The organism is Microbulbifer aggregans (assembly GCF_020524005.1).
GTDB classification, from domain to species: domain Bacteria; phylum Pseudomonadota; class Gammaproteobacteria; order Pseudomonadales; family Cellvibrionaceae; genus Microbulbifer; species Microbulbifer aggregans_A.
This window is the reverse complement of the sequence record NZ_JAIVKK010000004.1, coordinates 565,441-588,194: the sequence shown is the minus strand read 5'-3', so window position 1 is coordinate 588,194 and position 22,754 is coordinate 565,441. Positions and strand designations below refer to the sequence as shown.

Sequence of the window (22,754 nt, the reverse complement as noted above, 5' to 3'; positions counted from 1 at the left end):
GTTCTCCCTATTTTCCGCCCAGCACTCCAGCCAGCTCAGTAAGTGGCCAGCGGGGGCGGACTTCTATGTCGAGATCCGCCCTCTGCCCCGCCTGCAAACGCAGGCAGCCGGCGTAGGCAATCATGGCACCATTGTCGGTACAAAATTCGTGGCGCGGGTAGTACACGCTGCAACCATCTTCCGCGAGACGCGCCTCCAGGCGCTGACGCAGCAATTTGTTTGCGGAAACACCACCTGCGATGACCAGCGTATTGCGCCCGGTCTGTTTGAGCGCGCGGCGACATTTAATCACCAGCGTATCCACGACCGCATCCTGGAAAGCCGCCGCGATGTCGGCACAGGTCCGCTCATCTGGCAGACCATCTTCCAGCGCGTGCTGCTGCACGGTGGTCAGGGTGTAGGTCTTCAGGCCTGAGAAACTGAAATCGAGCCCGGGACGATCGGTCATCGGTCGCGGGAAAGTAAACCGCAACGGATCTCCCTGCTCGGCCAGCGCCGCCAGCCGCGGCCCGCCCGGGTAATCCAGGTCGAGCATCTTTGCGGCCTTGTCGAAGGCTTCGCCTGCGGCATCGTCGAGGGACTCCCCCAGCAGCTCATATCGCCCCAGCCCCTGCACGTCCACCAACTGGGTGTGTCCACCGGAAACCAGCAGTGCCACAAACGGGAACGCGGGCGGTTTTTCCTCCAGCATGGGCGCCAGCAAGTGGCCTTCCATATGGTGTACACCAATCGCCGGCACATTCCATCCATAAGCCAGGGCGCGACCAGCGCAGGCCCCAACCATCAGGGCGCCGATCAGGCCGGGGCCAGCTGTGAAGGCCACCCCGTCAATGTCCGCCGGAGCGGTGTCGCTCTGGGCCATCACCTCCCTGACCAGGGGCAACAGTTTGCGCACATGATCGCGACTGGCCAGTTCCGGCACAACGCCTCCGTAGTCGGCGTGCAGTTTCACCTGGCTATAAAGGGTGTGCCCCAGCAGCCCCTGCTCGCTGTCGTACAGGGCTACGCCGGTTTCATCACAGGAGGTTTCAATTCCGAGTACTCGCAAGGCTCTCTCGTCTATATGAATGTATATAAATGACTCACTATTCAACCACTACCGCGCTGCGGAGGTGGCCTTGGCGGCGCTATCATACTCTCTAGCTGGCGCAGTCCATAGGATCCAGCCGAAGACAGCCCCAATCTCCACCGCATGGTGCCCCATCAGCTGGACTATAGTTGCCATCCTGTCCAAAACAGGACTGACAGTCGCAGAGATTCCGTCGGCAAGGCTTGCGAAGGCCAAATCATCTGTATAGAATTTGCGCCCTCGCTGTGAACCGGCCTCCGGATTGCATCTGCGAGATGAGCAATTTGCCGGATAGGCCGAGAGAAACGAATTTAACAGGTAAGCTAATGCCTTCAGTACGCATCAAAGACAACGAACCTTTTGACATCGCCCTGCGCCGTTTCAAGCGCTCCTGCGAAAAAGCTGGTGTACTCTCCGAAGTACGTCGTCGCGAGTTCTACGAAAAGCCGACTTCCGTTCGCAAGCGCAAGGCTGCTGCCGCTGTAAAGCGTCACGCCAAGAAGCTGCAGCGCGAAAACCGCAAATTCCAGCGTCTCTACTGAGTTCGAGCTGATTCTCTCGATCACAGCACGCTGACGCGAACGCTGTTCGCGGTCAAAACGGCGCCCGAGTTCGCTCGCGCGCCGTTTTTTATTGCCCGCTGAATGCGCTGAACCCCCTTCAGCCCTCTTCAGACCCGACGGGCTTGGCGCTATGCTTAGCCGCCTCAACCACCCGAATATCCATTCGTAACCGAACCGGACGAACACCAATGAGCACACTCAAGGAAACCCTCTCCACCGCCACCAAAGACGCCATGAGAGCCCGCGAAAAAGCGCGCCTCGCGACCCTGCGACTGATCAACGCAGAGATCAAGCGCGTGGAAGTGGACGAGCGTATCGAACTGGACGACGCCCGTATCCTTGCCCTGCTGGACAAAATGACCAAGCAGCGCCGCGACTCCATCGCGCAGTACGAAAAAGCCGGCCGTCCGGAACTGGCAGAGGTGGAGCAACAGGAAATTGATGTGATCCAGGAGTTTCTGCCGGAGCAGCTGAGCGAAGAGGAAATCGCGGAGATCGTGTCCGCGGCCGTTGCCGAAACCGGCGCCAGCAGCATGGCGGACATGGGCAAGGTCATGGCCCTGGTGAAGCCACAGGTACAGGGCCGCGCCGACATGGGCGCAATCAGCAAGTTGGTCAAGGCGGCTTTCAACTAAGCCGCCCCACGTAAGAACCCGGTTATGGCAGGTAAAATACCCCAGTACTTCATCGACGACCTGTTGGCCCGCGCCGACATAGTCCCGGTCGTCGATAGCCGGGTAAAACTCCGCAAAACCGGAAAAAACTATTCCGCCTGCTGCCCCTTTCACGACGAAAAAACACCATCGTTTACGGTCAGCCCGGATAAGCAGTTCTACTACTGCTTTGGCTGTGGCGCCAGCGGTAATGCGGTCGGTTTCCTTATGGAATACGACCGCCTGCCGTTCCCTGAAGCCGTGGAAAAGCTGGCCGGCAGCCTCGGTATAGAAGTACCGCGAGAGCAACTGGCTCCCGGGCAAATCAAGCGCCAACAGGAAAGCCAGTCACTCTATCAGCTGACGGAAAAGGCGGCAGACTACTACCGTGCCCAGCTGAAAGACCATAAAGTCGCCGCCAAAGCGATTGCCTACCTGCGCAACCGCGGCCTTACCGGCGCCATCGCCAAAGACTTCGGCATCGGCCTCGCGCCCCCCGGCTGGGACAACCTGCTCAACCAGCTGGGTACCAGCTCGGAAAAATCCGAGCAGCTGGAACTCGCTGGTCTTGCCATCCGCCGCCAGGACAGCGATGGCAATCCGGGCAAGGTAGAACCCGGCAAGCGCCACCACTACGACCGCTTCCGCAACCGCATCATGTTCCCGATCCGCGACCAGCGCGGGCGCACCATCGGTTTCGGCGGCCGCGTACTGGGCGACGACAAGCCCAAGTACCTCAACTCCCCTGAAACCCCGATTTTCCACAAAGGGCGCGAGCTCTACGGTCTTTGGGAGGCCCGCCAGGCCAACCGTGAACTGAAGCGGCTGATCGTGGTGGAAGGCTATATGGACGTGGTGGCTCTGGCCCAGTTCGACATTCGCTGCGCGGTCGCCACCCTGGGCACCGCCTGCGGCGAAGAACATATCCAGCTGGCGTTCCGCCATACCCAGGAACTCGTGTTCTGTTTTGACGGCGACAACGCCGGCCGCACGGCCGCCCGCCGCGCGCTGGAGGCGGCCCTGCCACACATGCAGGACGGCCGCAGCCTGCGATTCCTGCTCCTACCGGAGGGGGAAGACCCGGACACCCTGGTACGCCAGGTCGGCGGCGAACGCTTTGACCAGATGATCGACGACCAGGGCCGCCCGCTGGAAGACTTCCTGTTCGACCTGCTGGGCGAAGGTATCAACCTTCAGACCATGGACGGCCGCGCGCGCCTGTCCAAGGCCGCGGCCCCGCTACTGGACCTGCTCCCCGCAGGTGTCTACCGCCAGTTGATGTTCCAGCAGCTGGCCCGGCGCACCGGTCTCGAGCTGGAGATGCTGGAAGAAGTCATTGCAGCTGAAAAAGCCCGCGCCGCCAAACTGGCACAACAGCCCCCGCCCGTCGCTCAGCCGCCTCAAAGCAAACCGCAGGCAGCCTCGTCTGCGCCTGCCCATCCCGCGGGGGAACATACCCAGCCGCCAGAAGCGTTCGCAACGCCGCCGGAATACAGCGAATACGACATCCCGGTCGATGAACCTGCCGCGATGGCAGAAGAAGATATCCGTCGGGACGCGCCCATCCGCCGCAGCGGCCAATACCGGCTGCCCGCGGAACGGATGCTGATCGCACTGCTGCTGCACCACCCGCAGCTGGCCCAACTGATCGAAAACAGCGCCCAATTTCGCGCCAGCAACGATGCCGACCTGCAACTGTTTGCCGACCTGGTAGACCTGCTGAAAACCCGCCCTGAGTACAACCTCAATCAACTGCTCGGGTATTGGCGGGCACACCACGGGGCGGATTCGTGCGACCAGCTGGCACAGCTCGGCAATTCCCAGCTGGTTACCGGCGCACGCCTGATGGCCCTCAATGGCCAGTATGAGGAATACGATCCCCAGACCGAGTTCAGCGACTGCCTGCAGCGCCTGAATCACGCCGCCGAGAAACAGCGCAACCGCGACCTGCTCAACCAGCTCAAGAACAGCGGCAACCAGCTGGGGCCGGAACAGCTGGCGCTGCTCGCCAACTGGCGACGCAAACCCGACTGAGCAATAATTCATCGCGCCTGCCCTTGAATTCCATCGGCGAGGCCCCATATCCAGATCCCGCCCAAAGACCGGCGGGACCCAGAAGACAGACGCCCTATACCCCAAGCCACCACTGCCTTGACAGTCACTGTGGTTATTGCTATCGCAAATACGCTATAATCCCGCGTCTTTGTCCAGACAAAAGTCCAGATTTTCAATCCCCAGAATTCAGGGTTGTGCATGACCGACAAAACCCAGCAGCAACAAACCACCTCCCGCATCAAGGAACTGATCGCCCGCGGTAAAGAGCAGGGCTATCTGACCTATGCGGAAGTGAACGACCACCTTCCGGAAGACATCTCCGATCCGGATCAGGTCGAAGACATCATCGGCATGATCAACGACATGGGCATCAAGGTGTTTGAACAAGCACCGGATGCCGAAGAACTGTTGATGGCCGAGGGCGACAGCTCCGCCGATGAAATCGCCGCCGCAGAGGCTGCCGCAGCCCTGGCCGCAGTGGAATCCGATGTCGGCCGTACCACCGACCCAGTGCGCATGTACATGCGTGAAATGGGCACAGTGGAACTCCTCACCCGGGAGGGCGAGATCGCCATTGCCAAGCGTATCGAAGAAGGCCTGCGCGAGCTGATGGCAGCTCTCGCTTACTGGCCTGGCGCGGTGCAGCACATCATCAACGAATACGAGCTGATCGAGAAAGAAGAGCGCCGTATCCCGGACGTGATCGCCGGTTGGCTGGACCCCGCCGATGAAGTGCCTCCGGGTGCGCAGGCCGGTCAGGCCGCAGAAGCGAGTAAATCCGACGACAAGGACGATGACGAAGAGTCCGACGGCGATGACGACGATGACGATTCCTCTGAGGAAGAAGAGGAAAACGTAGGCGGCATCGACCCGGAAGAGCTGGCCGAGCGTATGAAGGCGCTGATCGCCGCGCAAAAGAAAGCCGACGCCGCAGTGAAGAAGCACGGTCGCGATTCCAAAGAGGCTGGTGAAGCCATGGAAGCCGTGGGCGAAGTATTCCGCTTCTTCAAGCTGGCACCGCGTCAGTTCGACCCGCTGTACAACGAAGTGCGCAGCATTCTCGACGACGTGCGCGAGCAAGAACGCATCGTCATGAACCTGTGCATCAAGCGCGCCCGTATGCCGCGCAAGACCTTTATCAAGGAATTTCCCGGCAACGAGACCAACGATGACTGGATCCCGTCCATCATCAAGAAAAAGCGCGACTACTCCGATGCACTGCGTCAGGTAGCGGAAGAAATTCAACGCGCCCAGCGCAAGTTGACCCAGGCCCAGGATAAAGCCCTGCTGGACGTCGGCCAGATCAAAGAGATCAACCGCCGCATGTCCATCGGCGAAGCTCGTTCCCGTCGCGCCAAGAAAGAAATGGTTGAGGCCAACCTGCGTCTGGTGATTTCCATCGCCAAGAAGTACACCAACCGTGGCCTGCAGTTCCTCGACCTGATCCAGGAAGGCAACATCGGTCTGATGAAAGCGGTCGACAAGTTCGAATACCGCCGTGGCTACAAGTTCTCCACTTACGCCACCTGGTGGATTCGTCAGGCAATCACCCGCTCCATCGCTGACCAGGCGCGCACCATCCGTATTCCGGTGCACATGATTGAGACCATCAACAAGCTCAATCGTATCAGCCGCCAGATGTTGCAGGAGATGGGTCGCGAGCCGACGCCGGAAGAGCTTGGCGAACGCATGGACATGCCGGAAGACAAGGTGCGTAAAGTCCTGAAGATCGCCAAAGAGCCGATCTCCATGGAAACGCCGATCGGTGATGATGAAGACTCCCATCTGGGCGACTTCATCGAAGACCAGAACCAGTCTTCCCCAGTGGACACCGCTACCTCCACCGGCCTGCACGATGCTACCCGCTCAGTGCTGTCCGGCCTGACGGCGCGGGAAGCCAAGGTACTGCGCATGCGCTTCGGGATCGATATGAACACTGACCACACCCTCGAGGAAGTGGGCAAACAGTTCGACGTAACCCGCGAGCGTATCCGCCAGATCGAAGCCAAGGCATTGCGCAAACTGCGCCATCCTTCGCGCTCCGAACACCTGCGCAGCTTCCTGGACGAGTAAGTCCAATCAAAAAAGTCCGGCTTGCCCGGGCTTTTTTTTGACATTTTTTTGACACCTGAGCGACTAAAGTGTGCCGCGGAGCCAGCCCCCGAAACTATCGGCCGCTAATTTATCCAAAGGATCACAAGAAGCCAGCCATGCAAGAGCAATTCGTGAACAAGCCCGGAAAAACCGGAATCTCCCGCCTGATCGACGCCACCGGCTACTCCTGGGCCGGCCTGCTAGCCACCTGGCGGAACGAGGCAGCCTTTCGGCAGGAAGTCACCCTTGCGATCATCCTGATTCCCGCCGCCCTGTGGCTGGGTAATACCGGTGTAGAACGCGCATTGCTCATCGGTGTCACACTGATGGTGATGATTGTGGAACTGTTGAACAGCGCAGTCGAAGCCGTCGTCGACCGTATCGGGCCAGAAAAACACCCCCTGTCAAAAATTGCCAAAGATACGGCATCCGCGGCTGTTTCAATCTCGTTACTGCTGTGGCTAACCACCTGGGGCTGCATCCTCCTTCCCCGCTGGATAGGCTGACAATATTTGTGACCGCCGGGCCCGGTATCTGGCCCGCACCTTTCCCTCGACTAAACTTTCCGGGACTGACGCACCTACTGGACTGCACGCAATGGATCTGCGTGTGTATTGCCAATAACGCCCAGGGACGGAATTATGTCGTATCCCCGCATTGGGAGGGCTCCCTGCACCCGCTCTCCCAAATTGCTCAGCCTCGCCATCTTCTCCTCGATTGCATTCAACTCATTTCCAGCCCATGCCGATATATTGCTGGGCAGCGGCGACGATCAATACAGCCTGGACGGCAACAACGCCATTACCCGGAGTGATTACACGGTCATCAGCGGCGGTAGCGGCAATGACAGCCTCAGCCTGTACAACGCCAGACTGCAAAACCCCGCGCGCCTGCAACACTGGGAGACCCTGCGCCTTCTCGATAGTACCCAACTTGAATTCACCAGCGACCTGACCCTCGGGGGGAGTGATATCCTGCCCGGCCGTCTGGAAATCAGCTCGTCCAGTGCTCTGCTTCTGCCCCACTTCAGCGCCAGTATCCTGTCCAGTGGCGGGCAGTACCTTTCCGTGTCCAATCTCGGCACCATCGACATGCGCGGCACCACTGCCAACCGACTGCTGATTGACGGCGACTACGAAGGTAACGGCAGTATTTACATGGACATGGTGGCGGGTGACGACAACAGCCTGAGCGACCGGTTAATTATTAACAGCGGCCATGCCAGTGGCGGCACCGAACTGGTGTTTCGCCGGCTCGGCGGCAGTGGCGCACCGACAGAAGACGGGATTCTGGTGGTAGAAACCCGGGATGGCGCTACCACGAGTAACAACGCCTTCTACATGAGAGACTCCATTTCCGCCGGCCCCTACGAATACCTCCTTTTCCGGGGATCAGACGATCCGGAAGAGAGTGATAACTGGTATCTGCGCTCCACCATAAATCCCGGCGAACAGGCCGCCACAGAGCCCTCCGGTACAAATGGCATTTCAACGCTCGAGATCCGCACAACAGACAATGGCGACGCCACGGCCGAAGCGACAGTCGCCCCTCGCCCTGAAACTCCGCCAATTCACCTGTACCGGCCTGAAATCCCCCTCTACGCCCAGGCGAAGTCCCTGGCCAGAATTACTTCATTGCAGGAGATAGGCAGCTACCACAAGCGCCGCGGCGAACAGCGCAGCTGGTTTGATGGCGCCAATGACGACTGGATGCGGGTGTACCACCAGAGCGCGGACCAAAACTGGCGCGGCGACGTGAACAATCGTTTCGATGGCGACATCACCGGCGTCCAGATCGGCACCAATATCTGGGCAGGCCCTACCTGTACCGGCGGCGCACGGGAAATGGGGCTTTTTTTCGGCAGCAGCCAGGCCCGCGGCGATGTCACTGGATTTGCGCGGGGCTTCGACAATTACAGCTCCGGACGCAATGAATTGAGTACTCTGTACGCCGGCTACTACTTCAACGACTACAAGCAGGATCAGAGTTACTTCGACTTCACCGCAAAAGTCACTTACTTGAAGTTGCAGAGCCAATCTTTTCGCGCGATAGGCGATACCATCTATGGCCCCCAACTCACCGCGGCACTGGAAAAAGGAATTACCCTGCACGCCGGTGACAGGTTCAACCTCGAGCCCCAGGCTCAGGTAGTGGTCAATTACAGTAACCTCAGTGCATTCAATGACGGCATTTCCTGGGTTGAACCGGATATGACGCCGGAAGCGAACTTCCGCCTGGGCCTGCGCGCATACAACGTCGATAGCGATATCGCAGGCCTCAATTTACGTGCCTATGTTTACGGCAATGTCTGGCACACGCTTGGCGGTAACGACCAGCTACAGTTCGACCTCAAACTTCAACTGGATATGGAACGCGAAGCCACCTGGAGCGAATTTGGTGGCGGTATCGTCCTGCTCGACCACAGGCTCGGCAGCGCCTTTCTGAACGTCGGTTACCAGCGTTCCCTCGACGCCCTGAACTGGTCAGGCGGTAGCGCAAACCTGGGCTTCAACTGGAACTGGTAGCGCCCACCAATGTGCCCCCGGACGGCAAAATATTGATTTGACGGAAAAAATCGAGTACTTTGCCATCCCGCTCGCGCACTGCCGCAAGCACCTCTTTGGGGGCCTTTAGCTCAGTTGGTTAGAGCATCCGACTCATAATCGGCAGGTCCTGGGTTCAAGTCCCGGAAGGCCCACCATTTCTTAACTACTCTCCTGATTCAGCCTTGTACACCCCGCCTTCTGCACAACGAAGAAGTATGCGCGGGCAGCGCGATACGCTAGCCGCTTCCTTTCACTTCATCTGTTTAGTCAATTCAGGCTCGCACGCTGAACCAGTGCCAATTCCGCGTCCTGCTGTAGCACTGCCCACCAGAGATTGGGCTGCGCAGGATCGAATCCCGCCAGTGGTTGCTCGCCACAGCCCGCGGCGCGCTCCGGAGCAGCGCTGAGGAATCGGTCCTGCCACTCCGACGCCACCAGGCATGTTTCCTCGGCCAACGCTTGCCACTGCCCACCGCTCATGACTGCCAGTAACAGGCTTTCATCTGCCCCCTCCGGGCCTGCAAATGACAGCACAAAGCGATCGGATACGGCGTTGCCGATATCCCAGGATTTGGTCGCCGTTTGCGGTAACACCACCGGCGGCTTGACACCGCCATCGGTGCGGCTCATTGCGAGACCGGAATCCACTTCAATGTCCTTCAACACCCCATAATCGTCCTGATAAACACCCGTCTGATTCTGGGTACCACTCACAATCAAAATATCCGACACGGTATCCGCAGAGGCCGGGAGCCAGCTCAGGGTGACATGCTCTTTCAGGTCGATGGTGGTTTCGGGAATGATCAGTTCTTCATTCTCGTAATCAGGTACGGCGCGCATGGGGCTGTTCAGGTTCGGGGTCCAGTTCTCGTGATACTGGAACAGCCATTGGTAAGAAAGGCGCATCAGGTCATTGAGGGTTTCCGCGCGGGACAGGCCCGGGGTAAAACTCATATCCCGGGTACGGGTATCGGTGCGGTTAAAGGTTTTGTTACGGCCGCCCACCAGCTTGGCGTAGCCACCCTGCGGCGCCAGGCACTCGTTGGTACGGTACTCCGGCTGCAATACCAGCGCCGACCGCGTGCCCTCGGGAATCGCATCCGGGTAGATGACCGTTTCACAGCGATCGGTAGTGCGGGAAAACTTGTCAGCCAGTTTCCAGTCTGCCTCGAAGGCTTCGGACGCATCGTTACTGCTGGCGACATGTGGGGCGAAATAGGAAACGTAATCCACCCGCGGCCCCTGAAAAGTCAGGACCGAGGAGTTTACGTCATAGGCTTCGGAGCCATTGGATAGTGTGGCGTTTTTCTGCGACACAATCATCTGTACCAGATCCCGTTCGCCGTAGCGGAACTCATAGCCCTTGTAAGAGGCATTGCCGGCCATGATCTGTGTGTAACTATCCATGCGGTAATTGCCACCGGCGGGCGTTGAGCTGGATGGCAGAGTATTCAGCGCGGTCTTGGCGGCGATAAGCGAGCGCTGATACTGGTGCTCATGTCCCTGGACATAAATGACGTCGTGATCGGCGAGAAACTCTCGAATCTGCGGCTGCACCTGGTACACCCAGTTATCCTCTTTGGTCCCTTCCACGATATGCTCGCGGGTCTGGCCATACTTGGCGCCAATAAGACCATCGTGGCTGGCGATTACGATATGCTCAACTTTGTCCTGCTGTTCGTAGACCACCTGCTTGATCCACTCGAACGCAACCGGCAGGTTGTAGTAGGCGAGGCCAATAACCAGCACATTTTCGCGCACCACGTAATAGTTAACCCACTCGTAACCCGGCATATGCACGGCATCTTCGGGAATGACATCACGCATATTGTCGATCCACTCGACGGTGTAGGCATAACTGCTCTCGTGATTGCCCATGACCGGCAGAAACTCGATGCCTTGCTCGGCATAGACATCGGCAACGGAGCGCCACTCGGCAAATTCCAGTGCCGAGCCGTGATCGGTCAGGTCACCCAGCGCGACCACCATATTCACACCGGCGGCTTTCTGGTGCTTCAGGACTTCACGCATCGGGTGCAGGGCAACGTGGGCCTGCCCTTCACTGTCGGTACCGCCCTGCGTATCGGGCAGAAGACCGATCCGGTATACGGTCACTTCCTCTAATTCGACCGCCTCTTCCTGTTCAACATCTTCCTCCAGGCCATCCTGACCGTCCGACTGCTCATTCGGATCGTCTGGAGTCACAGGGTTTACAGAATCATCCCTGTCAGAGCAGCCCGCCAATACACAGGAAAACACAACGGCCAACAGCAGAATTGGCCAGCCTGATTTTTTAATATGCATTTTTAACGCTCCATTTTTGAATTATTTCCCTATAAATCCGCCAGGAAAAAGCACGAGGAAAGCCCGCTAAATAACGGGGACAGCCTTGAAAAGACTGGAAATTCTGGCCGGCGCCAATCAAAAAGCTACTATTGCTGGTATTTTTTCAGGCCAAGAGAGGAGAACCGGCCGGGTGCATCCCGTCTATTGAACGGTTAAAAAATGAAGCTTTGACGTCGATTTAATGAATATTCGGTAGCGTTTCGAGGCAAAATTACAGCCTTGGCCGATATCGATACGAGAGCACAGCCAGCATGTCTACACACAAAATATTCGCGATGCCCTTTTCCAGGGTTTACCCGATGTATGTGCAAAAAGCCGAACGGAAAGATCGGACAAAAGACGAGGTAGACCGGATTATCTGCTGGCTAACCGGCTACGATAAGGCCGGGCTACAACAGCAAATCGAGAAGGAAAATGACGTATCCACTTTTTTTGCTCAGGCGCCGACCATTCACCCGAACTGTATTCTGATCAAAGGCGTGGTTTGCGGGGTGCGTGTGGAAGAGGTCGAAGATCCGCTGATGCAAAAAATACGCTATCTGGACAAGCTGATTGATGAACTGGCAAAGGGCAAGGCGATGGAGAAAATACTGCGGCAATAAATGGGTTGGCAGGCGTAATTTTTCGAGGCTGCCAATTCCTGGCCAGCCTCAATGATACGTTGCCATTTCATGCCACAGGGCTCGATTATTTTTGCGCAAGATATGGGGCCAAAACCACTGTATTCAGTGCTTCCCGGGGCACTTTCAATTCGACAAAACCGGAAGAATACGGCGCCAGCGTATAAACACCGTACAACAACACCATTCCCTCATCATCAAAACGAAAATCTTCGGTGCGCGCAAAGGGCCAGTTGTTGCGAAAATCGTCATCCGCTTTCTGCTTGTCCAGCCAGCGCTTATGCGCTGCTTCCACCAGTTCCCAGAATGCCATTTCTTGTTGCGGCTTGATCACATCGTCCAGGGTCACCTCTTTATCGGCAGTGAGATCCCAGTTCAGCCAGTGCGTTGCGGGCATGCCATGCGCTCCGCCACTGTAGATGTAAGTACTGACTTCGACTGTCAGCAGGTTACCGCGACGGCCGAGGGTTTTGGCTTCACCGCTGAGATCCCATGGTGCCGCGGAAATATCTGCCGCCTGCGCAGCTTCGGCAATGAACGCCTCGGCTACATCCTCCAGGCTGCCATCTCCTGTCGTTCCAGACTCGCCGCCATTGCCTTGCAACTGTTGCAACAACTGCCGCTGAATAGCCTCATTCAGCGCCGGCTGCCCAGCAAAGACCTCCCGGGTAATGGCTACCGATGTACAGTCATCGCCACTCGCGCAGTCCGGGGCGAGAAATTCGAGGGTCTCCATCTCCGAGGTCAACGGCATCGGTTTCGCCGAACGCCCTTTTTCACAGGCAACCAGTAGAAAAATCGCCGCCGCCATCAAACCGAACTTGAAATACCTGACATTCAAGATAAGCGACCGAAAATGAGACAAAACCGGCATAAACTATCCTCTGTTAAAATTCCCGGATACCGGCCATAGCATACCTGTCATCGCGCACAGGACACGAATACGCGCCACCAACTTGTAACCAGTTCCCGTGATTGCTGTATCGGAAAGCTGGCAGGCAGCGCCAAATCCGTCGCTGATTTTTACACCCCTGTCATGGTAAAGTTTCGCCATATTGGTATCCCACTACGACCCGCAATGGCCCCTACGGCTAATTTTTAACTCTCTCACGATCAGCCACCGGAGCCTCCTTGATCACATTTCGTCTCAGCGACATCCAAAGAATGGCCGATAGCCGATCTTTTGCCCGCGGGCAGGATTATTTCGAGCGCGGGCGCGTGCTGGAGGCGTATTACGATGAGGCAAAGGATATCTACCACGGCCGCGTGAAAGGCTCGGCGCGGCATATCTATCGCGTGGAGCTGGATGTGGATGCGGGCAGGCTGGTAGGACTTTGCTCCTGCCCGGTATCCCTCAATTGTAAACATGCCGTGGCGACAGCACTAAAACTGTATCGGGACGCTCAAATAGCCGACACCAGCGAAGAACCGGCGCAACCCACTCAGCCAGGTAAAAGAATTACCACGCAGCCCAAACGTGCAGACTGGCAGCAATGGTTGGCGGAACTGCCGCCAGCACCACGGCCCAAGCCGGCACCACTGGAATATGGCCGTCACTATTTGGTCTATTTTCTGGAACCGGATCACCGCTTTTCCCCACCACGTTTACGGCTCGCGCTGAGAAAGGGATATCTCAAGAAAGATGGCAACTGGAGCCAGTTGCGTTATTTTCAGCCAGACACGGCCTACCTGGGATGGAACCGCCCCAGCCACCTTCTGGATGAAGATGTCGATATTCTGCAGTTGTTACCGCGCACCGGCGCCAGTGGACAACTGGAGCTGCGCGGCGAGTCCGGTCATCGTGCCCTGGTGCACCTGCTGAACTGCGGGCGCTTCTATTACGACGATACCAATATTTGCCGGGGCACCGCCAAAGCCCTCGACTGGCACTGGCAGGCATCGGGCGACAAACAACAGCTGACCCCGGTGCTGGAAGGCATCGATGACCCTACCCAGTGGCTGCCGATTCCAGTCAGCCCCCCGGCCTACCTGGATATGGAAACCGCCACCATCGGCGATATTCTCACCTCCGTACCCGGCAACCAGCTGGGGCATTTGTGTGCGATGCCGCCCGTGGCCGAACCCGAGATGATGCAAATGGCGGTGCAGATGCGCCAGTTGATCCCCCGCGAGCAACTGCCACTGCCGGTGGAGCCAAAGTTCAGCCGGGTTACCGAGTTCGCCCCCTGCCTCACGCTGCTCACCGTGGATCTGGGGCAGCACCGGCTGCCGGCGATCAAGCTGTATTTTGACTACGCCGGTTTTCTGCTGCCAGCGCCTTACAGTTGCGACTTCGAGGGTACGGAAGAACACCGCGAGCGCGCGGGCCACCACTATCAGATCACCCGCGATATAGACGCCGAACACCGCCACTGCGACGAAATCTATCGGCTCGGCTTTTACCTGATGCGCGACGAGCTGGGCGGCCAGCGGGATATCTGGCTGCAGGAAGTGGCCAATCCCAATGATATTCCCGCGGCCTGGAACGACTTCCTCACCCAGACCTTGCCGGAGCTGCAAGAGCGCGGCTGGCGGGTGGAGACCGATCCCGGCTACCACTTCAAGGTGCAGCGGGCCGACTTCTCCGTCAACGTCGCTGATGCAAAAAACAATTGGTTCGAACTGGGCGTGGACCTCACCCTGCCTGACGGCGAAAAACTCAAAACCGCCACGCTGCTGGAGCATTGGCTGGAGAGCGGCACCCCGGACGAGTTGACCCTCAACCTGAGCGGCGACTGGGTGCAGGTGGACACCAAGCCGCTGCAGAGTATCCGCTCGATTCTGGCGGATTTGCTCAGCCAGAAAAAACTCGACAAGCCCATGCTGATGCCGCCCTTCCAGGCCGCACAATTGGCGGACATTCCAGAACTGGACCAACGCGAGGCGCCGCTCACCCACAAGCTGATGCAGCGCTTGCGCGATTTTTCCGGGCTGGAAAATATCCCGGCTCCCAAAGGGCTCAATGCCGATCTGCGCAGCTACCAACAGGACGGATTAAATTGGCTGGTGTTCCTGCAGCGCTATGGCTTCGGCGGCATCCTCGCCGACGATATGGGGCTGGGCAAGACCCTGCAGACCCTCGCGCTGGTTCAGCATATGAAAGAACAGGGTGCACTCGGGAAACCGGCCCTGGTGATCGCACCTACCAGCCTGACCGGCAACTGGCTGCACGAGGCCGCGCACTTTGCACCGGAATTAAAGACCACCCTGATTCACGGCCCCGACAGAGATCCCGCATTCAAGCAGGTGGCCAAAAGCGACCTGGTCATCACGACCTATCCGCTCCTGGTGCGAGACAAGGCTCGCTACGACCGACGCAAATTCAGCCTGGTGGTGTTGGATGAAGCCCAGGCCATCAAAAACCCCACCACCAAAATTGCCGAGTGCGTACGTAGTATCAAGAGCGAGTTCCGCCTGTGCCTGACCGGCACACCACTGGAAAATCACCTGGGGGAACTCTGGTCGCTGATGGACTTCGCCCTGCCGGGATTGCTGGGTGGCCGCAAGCAGTTCCAGAAACTGTACCGCACCCCCATCGAAAACGACGGCGACGCGGAACGCCAGCAAGAGTTGGCACGCAAAGTTAGCCCATTCATGTTGCGACGCACCAAGCGCGATGTGGCCACCGAATTGCCGCCAAAAACCGAAACCGTGCAATATGTGGAGCTGCCCAGTAAACAGCGCGCACTGTACGAAAGTGTGCGCGCGAGTATGGAAAAGCGTATTCGTGATCTGGTGGCAAGCCAGGGTATCGCGAAAAGTCAGATCGAATTTCTCGATGCACTGCTGAAACTGCGCCAGGCCTGTATCGATCCACGGCTGGTAAAGCTATATAAGGCAGACGGTATTCAGGAGAGTGCCAAGCTGGACTGGCTGGCGGAATCCATGCCGCAGCTTCTGGAAGAAGGCCGCAACATTCTGGTCTTCTCCCAGTTCACCCAGGTCCTGAAGCTGATTGAGGCGCAGCTGAATGCACAGGGCATCGCCTACACCAAACTCACCGGCCAGACCCGCAAGCGGCAACAGGCGATTGATGCATTCCAGAACGGGGAGGTACGGGTATTCCTGATCAGCCTTAAAGCCGGGGGCAGCGGCCTCAACCTCACCGCCGCGGATGTGGTGATCCATATGGATCCCTGGTGGAACCCGGCGGTGGAAAACCAGGCGACCGATCGCGCGTACCGCATCGGCCAGGACAAACCGGTGTTCGTCTACAAGCTCGTTGCGGAAGATACGGTGGAAGAGCGTATCCACCAAATGCAACAGCAAAAGCAGGCTCTGGCGGACTCCCTGTTCGATGCGACCAGATCCAGCAAGCTACCGGGCAGTAGTGAGGACTTACTGGCCCTGCTTTCCTAACAAAATACATAGTTGGCACCATGGTGCTTCAACTATTTTTGCGACGTTTCCCACCGCTTTGATAGTCTCCCCGCACAAACCAAAGGATGGAACAACTCGTAAAAGGATTTTGCTCATGGGACAGCTGCAAGCGCCTCAACAATCAAACGCTCTACAGGCGTGGGGCAAACGCGAATCCGGGCGCGCAATTTTTGCCAATGGCAGCGACCGGGAATTGCTGGACAACTTCCGTCAACTCAGCACACAGCAAAGCAGCGCCGGCTACCACGCACAGACACTGATCAAAGCCGTCGACAGCCTGCGCGGCGACGTAAGTCCGCTCAACGCCATGCTGCAACCCAACAACCCGAGCCGGCGCCTGCTCGTCGCCGGCGGGTTTGAAATTGAGTATGAGCTGAACAGCTATTACGGGGACTGCCAGACTGATGTGGAGATTGTGGCGATCCGGATGGTGCCGGACCATGCACAGAGCAAAACCCGGCCCGCGTTGTGGCAAATAGAACCAAACAGACGCGCCAACCTCGACTTTTCGGAGGAGCCCAGCCCGCAACTGACCGGCACCGCATTGGTGCCAGGGACAGCCGAAAAACCGATAAAAGCCGGGGTCAACGGGCAATACCTTGGCGAAGACCGCGTCGTACCGGTGATGACCAGCCATATCAGCCGCGGCGACAAAGCCAAGCGCAGCGGCTTAGAAAAATCCGGCTTCCAACTGCTTTATATACCCCCGGAAAACAGCGCATGGCTGGCCGGCTGGCGCACCCTCAACTCCTTTGGCAATGAGGGTAGCGCGCAGCAGCGCAAGGCCGCGCACATTCTTGCCCAACACATGCTGGAAGCCCATCAGCAGGGCCTGCATGTAGAGTGGACCAGCCACGATGATGGCGCATGGGTATTGATTGAAGCCATGGAGCAACTGCAACGGCAGCAGATTAACTTGCAGGAGCGCCAGAAAATCTTCCTCAGCGACCACACCCGCAGCCGTTTCCGCGCAGACCTTGCCCGCCGCAAGCTAAATATGGACACTCAGGACGACAAATGGCACAACGCCTCACCCGGCTTGGCACAGACCATCGGCGGCGAACAGTTTGGCCTGGCGCCACTGCTGAGCGCAGGTAACAACCTGATTCACAACACCCCGCGGGAAGAGCGGCTGGGGAAAACTGTAAACCTCGCCTATCAAACCGGTGATTACTTGATCAAGAAATGGGGAGCAGCAGGCGCGGCCGGCGCTCTCGCCGCGGCTACCGGGGGATCCGCGGCCCTGGCGGTCGCGGTAGTAAAAGCCCTGCACAAGTTCGCGCCTACAGTAGTGGCCTCGTTGCCCGGTGCGCGCAATCATTACTTCAAGAACACCGGCGATCAGCTGGAGCAGCTGATCAACAACCGCAATAAGCCCTGAATCGGCGCCGCAACAGGATATCAACATGTGGTTTGGCAACGAACAAAATCCCAAGGGGCCCGACTGGCGCAAGGCACGCCCGGTAATAAAGGACCTGTCGGGCACGCAGGTAAGTTTACAAGCGCCCCCGCTGCAACCTAGCGTTTACATGCCTTTTGCGTGTGACAATGAACCGAACGCCTTCGATCTGAACGCCCCCGGTACTTTTGAAGCCATCGACAATACCAAAGCTCCTTTCCCTCCTGGCAGCGAATATGCAGATCGTCGCATCAAAATCTGGACGTGCGGCTGGAATTTTACCGGGCGCCCCCTGCTGGACCGCGGCAGCCTCGGGAATCTGGAAGTGGAACTGGTCGTAGAAGAAATCGACGAACTGCCAATCAACTGTAGCCTGTTTCGCCGCGACGACATGCTGCGCTACGCCAAGGGATTATTCAGTGAAGACTGGCTGGCGAGCTGCCACCTGGGTTACAAAGAAGAGCGCGACCCGTTTGACCTGACTAAGTATCCCTGGCGCGACCACCTAGCGCCACTGAACAACCAGTGGCTCGCCCGCAACGGCAGCCACTGGTTTTACTTCGAAGCGCAATCTCTACACATACGCTCCGACGAATTTTACTGGCTGTGTCCCATCGGCCACCGCCGCTGCCTGCGCGCCACGTTTTCCGTTTCGCGCTGGTTGTCCAACACCAGTAATGCCTACCGGAAGCAGCGCTCCCCCATCACCAATTACCTCGAGCTGATGGAGCAGATTATGTCCACCATCACAGTGGAGCTCTCGGAAACCGCCAGGCAGGAGCAGGCCTCCATCGCCAACCCCGAGGGGCACTATCCGCTGTTCCAATGCTCAAAAGCGGAAGTAGAGCAGGCCAAGCACATCCTGTATATGTGGAGTGACAAGGGATACCGAGACAAATCCAAACCCCAAGACGCCGACCACCGCGCCCCCAAAGAAGAGGTGGCGGCTTTTGTCGAGGAGCGTATCCAACCGCGTCCTCTGCCCGGCTGCCTGGCTATCGGCCCGGCATGTCTCCCGGCGGATGCTCCCACTCCAGCCTCAAACACGCTGCCGCCCCAAGCTTGCCAAACTGAAAACAAGTAACCGGGCTGCGCTGCAGCAGGACCTGAGCATGTGGTTTGGCAACGAACAAAACCCCAAGGGGCCGGACTGGCGCAAGGCGCGGCCGGTAATCAAGGACCTGTCAGGAACTCGCGTAGGTCTACAAGCGCCCCCGCTGCAACCTAGCGTTTACATGCCTTTTGCGTGTGACGATGAACCGAATACCTTCGATCTGGACGCCCCCGGCACTTTTGAAGCCATCGACTATCGCAGCCACAAGCCGCCTGGTAGTGAACGGCCGGACCGTCGCGTAAAAATCTGGTCGTGCGGCTGGAATTTTACCGGGCGCCCGCTGCTGGACCGCGGTAGCCTCGGGGACCTGGAAGTGACACTGGTGGCAGAAGAAATCGACGAATTGCCGATTAACTGCAGCCTGTTCCGCCGCGACGATCTGCTGCGCTACGCCAAGGGTTTTTTCAGTGAAGATGGGCTGGCGAGTTACCACCTGGGCTACCAGGAAGAGCGCGCCCCCTTTGACCTTACCGAGCATCACTGGCGCGACCGCCTAGCGCCACTGAACAACCAGTGGCTCGCCCGCAACGGCAGCCACTGGTTCTACTTCGAAGCGCAATCATTACACATACGCTCCGACGATTTTCACTGGCTGTGCCCCATCGGCCACCGCCGCTGCCTGCGCGCCACGTTTTCTGTATCACGTAGACTGCCCAACTCCGACAACCTCTATCGGGACCAGCGCTCCCCCATCACCAATTACCTCGAGCTGATGGAGAAGATTATGTCCACCATTACGGTGCAGCTCTCGGAAACCGCCAGGCAGGAGCAGGTCTCCATCGCCAACCCGGAGGGGCACTACCCGCTGTTCCAATGTACAAAAACAGAGGTAGAGCAGGCCAAGCACATCCTGTATATGTGGAGTGACAAGGGATACCGGGACAAATCCAAACCCAAAGACGCCGACCACCGCGCGCCCAAAGAAGAGGTGGCGGCTTTTGTCGAGGAGCGTATCCAACCGCGTCCTCTGCCCGGCTGCCTGGCTATCGGCCCGGCGTATCTCACCGCAGGCAAGACCGACGCGCCAACAATCGCTCCGCCGTCGCAGCTGCCAGCCGAAGGTTGTCAGGCCGAAAATAAGTAGGCCAGGCAAACAAAAAGAACGTAACCAGCCCGGGCTTTTACAAAGTCCTCAACTTATATCAGCACCGGCTCCTTCTGCGGTGCCTCATCTTGTCTGCGCGGGTTTTCGCTGTTTTCCTCCAGCGACCGCTGCAGAGACTCATCTACTTCCTCCATGGCCCGGCGCAGCTCTTCCGAATAGATCTCCAGGGCCTCACTGGCCTGCTCGCTCAGGTCTTTGCCAGCGCTTTCAAACTCCTCCAGCATTTGCTCCATCTGCGTACCCGCCTCGGCCGCCGTTTCGTCCAGTTGCTGTGAAAGGTCGCGACTGTACAGGTCGAACTTTTTCAGCAGGCTGCCAAATACCCCGCCATTAATGCTCATGGCCGTGCGCTCGTAATCCACCAGCCATTCGCCGTCCTGCCGAACCAGGTAGGTCGTAAATTTTCGCCGACGTGGCCCGTTTTCTTCGAAGCCCGTCAGTCTGGAAACCACACTGGCCTGATCCCCGTCGATGACCACCCTGCCCCATTGCGGGCGATAGTTCTGCCAGTCAGTAGAAAAGGCGTCGTAGTCTTCGGCAGCGCCCAGGGTCGAGTAGTGCACAACACCGGATGTGTCGTCATTGATCGCAGCTTCCCAGAACGTCTCGGTCACCTGTTGCGGGGTTTCCGGTCCGGAACAGGCCGATAGCAGAACGGCAAGGCCAATGGTCGCGGCGGAAAAGAGGCTGCGTAGTTTCATAGTCGTTCAGCGGCTCTGTTGTATACGGATTACTGGGCGACACCTATTTCGCAGACTGTCGCTGCACAGATGTCGATTCGCGCAATTTACCATACTGCCGCCATGACTGATTATTCAGCGCACAGATCGCTACGGAGACCGGCTGGGCGAACTAGGCTTACAGCCACGACCATCCTGGCAATCCGACGCGGAGTCCTACCATGCTTTTCCGACCAGTCCAGTCCCTGTTGCTATGGCTTTGCGCCGTAACCTGCATGGCAGCCGAGGACGGTGACATGTCCGCCAATGAGGTCAGTCGCCAGCTTTCCAACCCCAATACCTCCCTGGCACGCCTGACCTTCAAGAATCAGTTCCGGTGGTTTGAAGGCAGCCTGCCCGATGCGGATGGGCAGCGTGGCTACGAGTTGCTGTTTCAACCATCGTTCCCGATTAAGCTCGGTGGCGGCGACACATTCTTTATGCGCCCGGCATTTCCAGTGTTTTTTGATCAGCCGGTGTATGACGAAGAGAGAGGGAAGTTCACTCAGTCGCTTGGACTGGGGGATATCGGGTTTGATGTCGCTTACGGACACATGACAGAGTCAGGATTGGTGTTGTCCGGTGGGATCGCCGGCACCCTACCCACCGCAACCGTCAGCGAACTCGGCGGCGGCAACGTCTTGCTGGGACCCGAGTTTTTGATTGCGAAGATGTCGAAAAAATATATCGTCGGTTTTTTCCCCAATCACCAGTGGGATGTGGCCGGCTGGGGAGACGAGAGCGTCAGTCTTACGACCGTGCAGGGATTTGCCGCTTACCTGCCTGGTAATGCCTGGAGCATCAGCACTGCCCCCATTTCCACTTACAACTGGAAAACCGAGACCTGGACGGTACCGATCAATCTGTCTGTGGGTAAAACCGTCATATTCGGTAAAACACCCTGGAAATTCAGCGTCGAAGCGAACTATTACACACAGCGTCCGGATGCGTTCGGCCCGCAGTGGATGGTGGGCATCAATGTTGTACCCGTGGTGGAAAATGTTTTCGCGACCTGGTTCCTTAAAAACCGGAAACTGAACCAGTAACTTCCGCTGGATGACCAGGAATCAACTGGTAAAAAACACATCAGCAAGCCGGCTCAACGACAGCCGGCTTCTTTTTCCCGGGCACGGGTATCAAGTGCTTTCAGAACAAGCTCGGTAACCAGTGCGGTTATGATTTTTTCAGAACACATACCTGGTCACCGTAGTAATTGTTGCTGTAGTTGCAATCCAGTACCGGTGAGCTGCTATTAGAAACATTGCGTTTAGTCATGATTATTTCCCTGTATGTTGTTGGCTACGGGAATAAAGATAGGGCTCCTGGCACCACAATTGAAATGGTATGTTTCTCTTGGAGTCATTGCAAAAACCTATTCACCAATAAAAACCAATAGCCTGAAAGGATCTATTTATTGCAACCGTAACCGCGGTTCATCGTCGGGTAGCTGCGACTGCTATCTTTGAAGTTTTCCACAACCTTCGAGACGAATCGCATGTCATCCTCCCCGATAAAAATCCTTGGCATCTGCGGTAGCCTGCGCAAAGACTCCTTCAACAGGGCGGCCCTGCACACAGCCGCCGAGCTGACTGGCGAGCAGGCGCAGATTTCTTTTGCGGAGCTGGCACAAATCCCGCTTTATGATCAGGACCTGAAGGACAAGCGGGTTCCCGATTCCGTTGAGCTGCTGAGCCGGCAGGTACTGGATGCAGAAGCCATCCTGTTTGCCACCCCAGAGTACAACTACTCGGTTCCCGGTGTGTTGAAGAATGCCATTGACTGGCTTTCACGCCTCGACCCGCAGCCCTTTGCCGGCAAACCTGTAGCAGTCATGAGTGCCAGCATGAGCCTGTTCGGTGGCGCCCGGGCACAGTACCACCTGCGCCAGATCATGATTTACCTGGACGCGCACTTCATCAACAAACCGGAAGTGATGATCGCCAGCGCACACAAGAAATTTGAAAACGGCCAGTTAAACGACGAAGACACCCGCCAGCATATTGGCAGGCTGGTCAGTGCACTTTGCGACTGGACGCGACGTCTGCAACGCTGACCGAACAATGACACAAAGCAATCACACCGAGCGGTGAA

General features: G+C 57.7%; 17 protein-coding genes and 1 tRNA gene. 14 read left to right on the top strand and 4 right to left on the bottom strand.

All coding sequences use genetic code 11. The annotated features are described in order from the left end of the window. Nucleotides 1-7: 7 nt before the first annotated feature. Nucleotides 8-1,048: a tRNA (adenosine(37)-N6)-threonylcarbamoyltransferase complex transferase subunit TsaD gene (gene tsaD / locus LC093_RS10080; protein ID WP_226664653.1), complete on the bottom strand. Its 1,041-nt coding sequence runs from the start codon at nucleotides 1,046-1,048 to the stop codon at nucleotides 8-10. 347 nt (nucleotides 1,049-1,395) lie between these two features. On the opposite strand from tsaD, the gene rpsU reads away from it, so the two are divergent. The 7 genes from rpsU (at nucleotide 1,396) to LC093_RS10045 (ending at nucleotide 9,135) form a co-directional block, all read left to right on the top strand. Continuing rightward, entirely contained in the window at nucleotides 1,396-1,611 is a 216-nt protein-coding gene (gene rpsU / locus LC093_RS10075) for a 30S ribosomal protein S21 (RefSeq protein ID WP_043319591.1), read from the top strand. Between the two features lie 209 nt (nucleotides 1,612-1,820). Continuing rightward, nucleotides 1,821-2,267: a GatB/YqeY domain-containing protein gene (locus LC093_RS10070; protein WP_226664652.1), complete on the top strand. Its 447-nt coding sequence runs from the start codon at nucleotides 1,821-1,823 to the stop codon at nucleotides 2,265-2,267. A 24-nt stretch (nucleotides 2,268-2,291) separates the two neighbouring features. After that, nucleotides 2,292-4,319: a DNA primase gene (dnaG, locus tag LC093_RS10065; RefSeq protein ID WP_226664651.1), complete on the top strand. Its 2,028-nt coding sequence runs from the start codon at nucleotides 2,292-2,294 to the stop codon at nucleotides 4,317-4,319. A gap of 219 nt (nucleotides 4,320-4,538) precedes the next feature. Next, nucleotides 4,539-6,413 (top strand): RNA polymerase sigma factor RpoD, encoded by a 1,875-nt coding sequence (rpoD, locus tag LC093_RS10060; protein ID WP_226664650.1) that lies wholly within the window; start codon nucleotides 4,539-4,541, stop codon nucleotides 6,411-6,413. A 137-nt stretch (nucleotides 6,414-6,550) separates the two neighbouring features. Next, nucleotides 6,551-6,940, top strand: a complete 390-nt coding sequence (locus LC093_RS10055) for a diacylglycerol kinase (protein ID WP_226664649.1) — start codon at nucleotides 6,551-6,553, stop codon at nucleotides 6,938-6,940. Between the two features lie 135 nt (nucleotides 6,941-7,075). Then, nucleotides 7,076-8,959 (top strand): autotransporter outer membrane beta-barrel domain-containing protein, encoded by a 1,884-nt coding sequence (locus LC093_RS10050; RefSeq protein WP_226664648.1) that lies wholly within the window; start codon nucleotides 7,076-7,078, stop codon nucleotides 8,957-8,959. A 99-nt stretch (nucleotides 8,960-9,058) separates the two neighbouring features. Beyond that, nucleotides 9,059-9,135, top strand: a tRNA-Ile gene (locus tag LC093_RS10045). 112 nt (nucleotides 9,136-9,247) lie between these two features. On the opposite strand, the gene LC093_RS10040 is transcribed toward LC093_RS10045, so the two are convergent. Then, a complete protein-coding gene (locus LC093_RS10040; RefSeq protein ID WP_226664647.1) occupies nucleotides 9,248-11,284 on the bottom strand; it encodes a metallophosphoesterase family protein in 2,037 nt (678 codons plus the stop codon). A gap of 293 nt (nucleotides 11,285-11,577) precedes the next feature. Between LC093_RS10040 and LC093_RS10035 the strand changes: the two genes are divergently transcribed. Further along, nucleotides 11,578-11,928: a DUF2200 domain-containing protein gene (locus tag LC093_RS10035; RefSeq protein WP_226664646.1), complete on the top strand. Its 351-nt coding sequence runs from the start codon at nucleotides 11,578-11,580 to the stop codon at nucleotides 11,926-11,928. A gap of 85 nt (nucleotides 11,929-12,013) precedes the next feature. Here the strand turns inward: LC093_RS10035 and LC093_RS10030 are convergent, their stop codons facing one another. After that, nucleotides 12,014-12,787: a DUF3298 and DUF4163 domain-containing protein gene (locus LC093_RS10030; RefSeq protein ID WP_226664645.1), complete on the bottom strand. Its 774-nt coding sequence runs from the start codon at nucleotides 12,785-12,787 to the stop codon at nucleotides 12,014-12,016. A 290-nt stretch (nucleotides 12,788-13,077) separates the two neighbouring features. Between LC093_RS10030 and LC093_RS10025 the strand changes: the two genes are divergently transcribed. The 4 genes from LC093_RS10025 to LC093_RS10010 all read left to right on the top strand — a co-directional run bounded on the left by LC093_RS10025 (nucleotide 13,078) and on the right by LC093_RS10010 (nucleotide 19,923). Continuing rightward, the gene (locus tag LC093_RS10025) at nucleotides 13,078-16,305 is read left to right on the top strand and encodes an SNF2-related protein (protein WP_226664644.1); all 3,228 of its coding nucleotides are present in this window, start codon (nucleotides 13,078-13,080) and stop codon (nucleotides 16,303-16,305) included. 115 nt (nucleotides 16,306-16,420) lie between these two features. Then, complete coding sequence (locus LC093_RS10020) at nucleotides 16,421-17,707, top strand: hypothetical protein (protein WP_226664643.1); 1,287 nt, start codon at nucleotides 16,421-16,423, stop codon at nucleotides 17,705-17,707. Between the two features lie 25 nt (nucleotides 17,708-17,732). Next, a complete protein-coding gene (locus LC093_RS10015) occupies nucleotides 17,733-18,809 on the top strand; it encodes a hypothetical protein (RefSeq protein WP_226664642.1) in 1,077 nt (358 codons plus the stop codon). Nucleotides 18,810-18,837: 28 nt separating this feature from the next. Beyond that, nucleotides 18,838-19,923, top strand: coding sequence for a hypothetical protein (locus LC093_RS10010; RefSeq protein WP_226664641.1), 1,086 nt, complete (start codon nucleotides 18,838-18,840; stop codon nucleotides 19,921-19,923). Nucleotides 19,924-19,976: 53 nt separating this feature from the next. Here LC093_RS10010 and LC093_RS10005 read toward each other — a convergent pair whose 3' ends face one another. Then, the gene (locus LC093_RS10005) at nucleotides 19,977-20,645 is read right to left on the bottom strand and encodes a nuclear transport factor 2 family protein (protein WP_226664640.1); all 669 of its coding nucleotides are present in this window, start codon (nucleotides 20,643-20,645) and stop codon (nucleotides 19,977-19,979) included. Nucleotides 20,646-20,845: 200 nt separating this feature from the next. Here LC093_RS10005 and LC093_RS10000 point away from each other — a divergent pair, with 200 nt between their 5' ends. Both LC093_RS10000 and LC093_RS09995 read left to right on the top strand, forming a co-directional pair. Further along, nucleotides 20,846-21,709, top strand: a complete 864-nt coding sequence (locus tag LC093_RS10000; RefSeq protein WP_226664639.1) for a hypothetical protein — start codon at nucleotides 20,846-20,848, stop codon at nucleotides 21,707-21,709. A 449-nt stretch (nucleotides 21,710-22,158) separates the two neighbouring features. After that, nucleotides 22,159-22,716, top strand: a complete 558-nt coding sequence (locus tag LC093_RS09995) for an NADPH-dependent FMN reductase (protein WP_226664638.1) — start codon at nucleotides 22,159-22,161, stop codon at nucleotides 22,714-22,716. The last annotated feature ends 38 nt before the right edge of the window (nucleotides 22,717-22,754 follow it).

What these genes read in the sequence shown, in the direction of transcription:
- LC093_RS10020 (WP_226664643.1), top strand. Translation starts at nt 16,421, where the DNA reads ATGGGACAGCTGCAAGCGCCTCAACAATCAAACGCTCTACAGGCGTGG.
- LC093_RS10070 (WP_226664652.1), top strand. Translation starts at nt 1,821, where the DNA reads ATGAGCACACTCAAGGAAACCCTCTCCACCGCCACCAAAGACGCCATG.
- LC093_RS09995 (WP_226664638.1), top strand. Translation starts at nt 22,159, where the DNA reads ATGTCATCCTCCCCGATAAAAATCCTTGGCATCTGCGGTAGCCTGCGC.
- LC093_RS10040 (WP_226664647.1), bottom strand. Translation starts at nt 11,284, where the DNA reads ATGCATATTAAAAAATCAGGCTGGCCAATTCTGCTGTTGGCCGTTGTG.
- LC093_RS10005 (WP_226664640.1), bottom strand. Translation starts at nt 20,645, where the DNA reads ATGAAACTACGCAGCCTCTTTTCCGCCGCGACCATTGGCCTTGCCGTT.
- LC093_RS10010 (WP_226664641.1), top strand. Translation starts at nt 18,838, where the DNA reads ATGTGGTTTGGCAACGAACAAAACCCCAAGGGGCCGGACTGGCGCAAG.
- LC093_RS10015 (WP_226664642.1), top strand. Translation starts at nt 17,733, where the DNA reads ATGTGGTTTGGCAACGAACAAAATCCCAAGGGGCCCGACTGGCGCAAG.
- dnaG (WP_226664651.1), top strand. Translation starts at nt 2,292, where the DNA reads ATGGCAGGTAAAATACCCCAGTACTTCATCGACGACCTGTTGGCCCGC.
- rpsU (WP_043319591.1), top strand. Translation starts at nt 1,396, where the DNA reads ATGCCTTCAGTACGCATCAAAGACAACGAACCTTTTGACATCGCCCTG.
- LC093_RS10035 (WP_226664646.1), top strand. Translation starts at nt 11,578, where the DNA reads ATGTCTACACACAAAATATTCGCGATGCCCTTTTCCAGGGTTTACCCG.
- rpoD (WP_226664650.1), top strand. Translation starts at nt 4,539, where the DNA reads ATGACCGACAAAACCCAGCAGCAACAAACCACCTCCCGCATCAAGGAA.
- LC093_RS10050 (WP_226664648.1), top strand. Translation starts at nt 7,076, where the DNA reads ATGTCGTATCCCCGCATTGGGAGGGCTCCCTGCACCCGCTCTCCCAAA.
- LC093_RS10055 (WP_226664649.1), top strand. Translation starts at nt 6,551, where the DNA reads ATGCAAGAGCAATTCGTGAACAAGCCCGGAAAAACCGGAATCTCCCGC.
- LC093_RS10000 (WP_226664639.1), top strand. Translation starts at nt 20,846, where the DNA reads ATGCTTTTCCGACCAGTCCAGTCCCTGTTGCTATGGCTTTGCGCCGTA.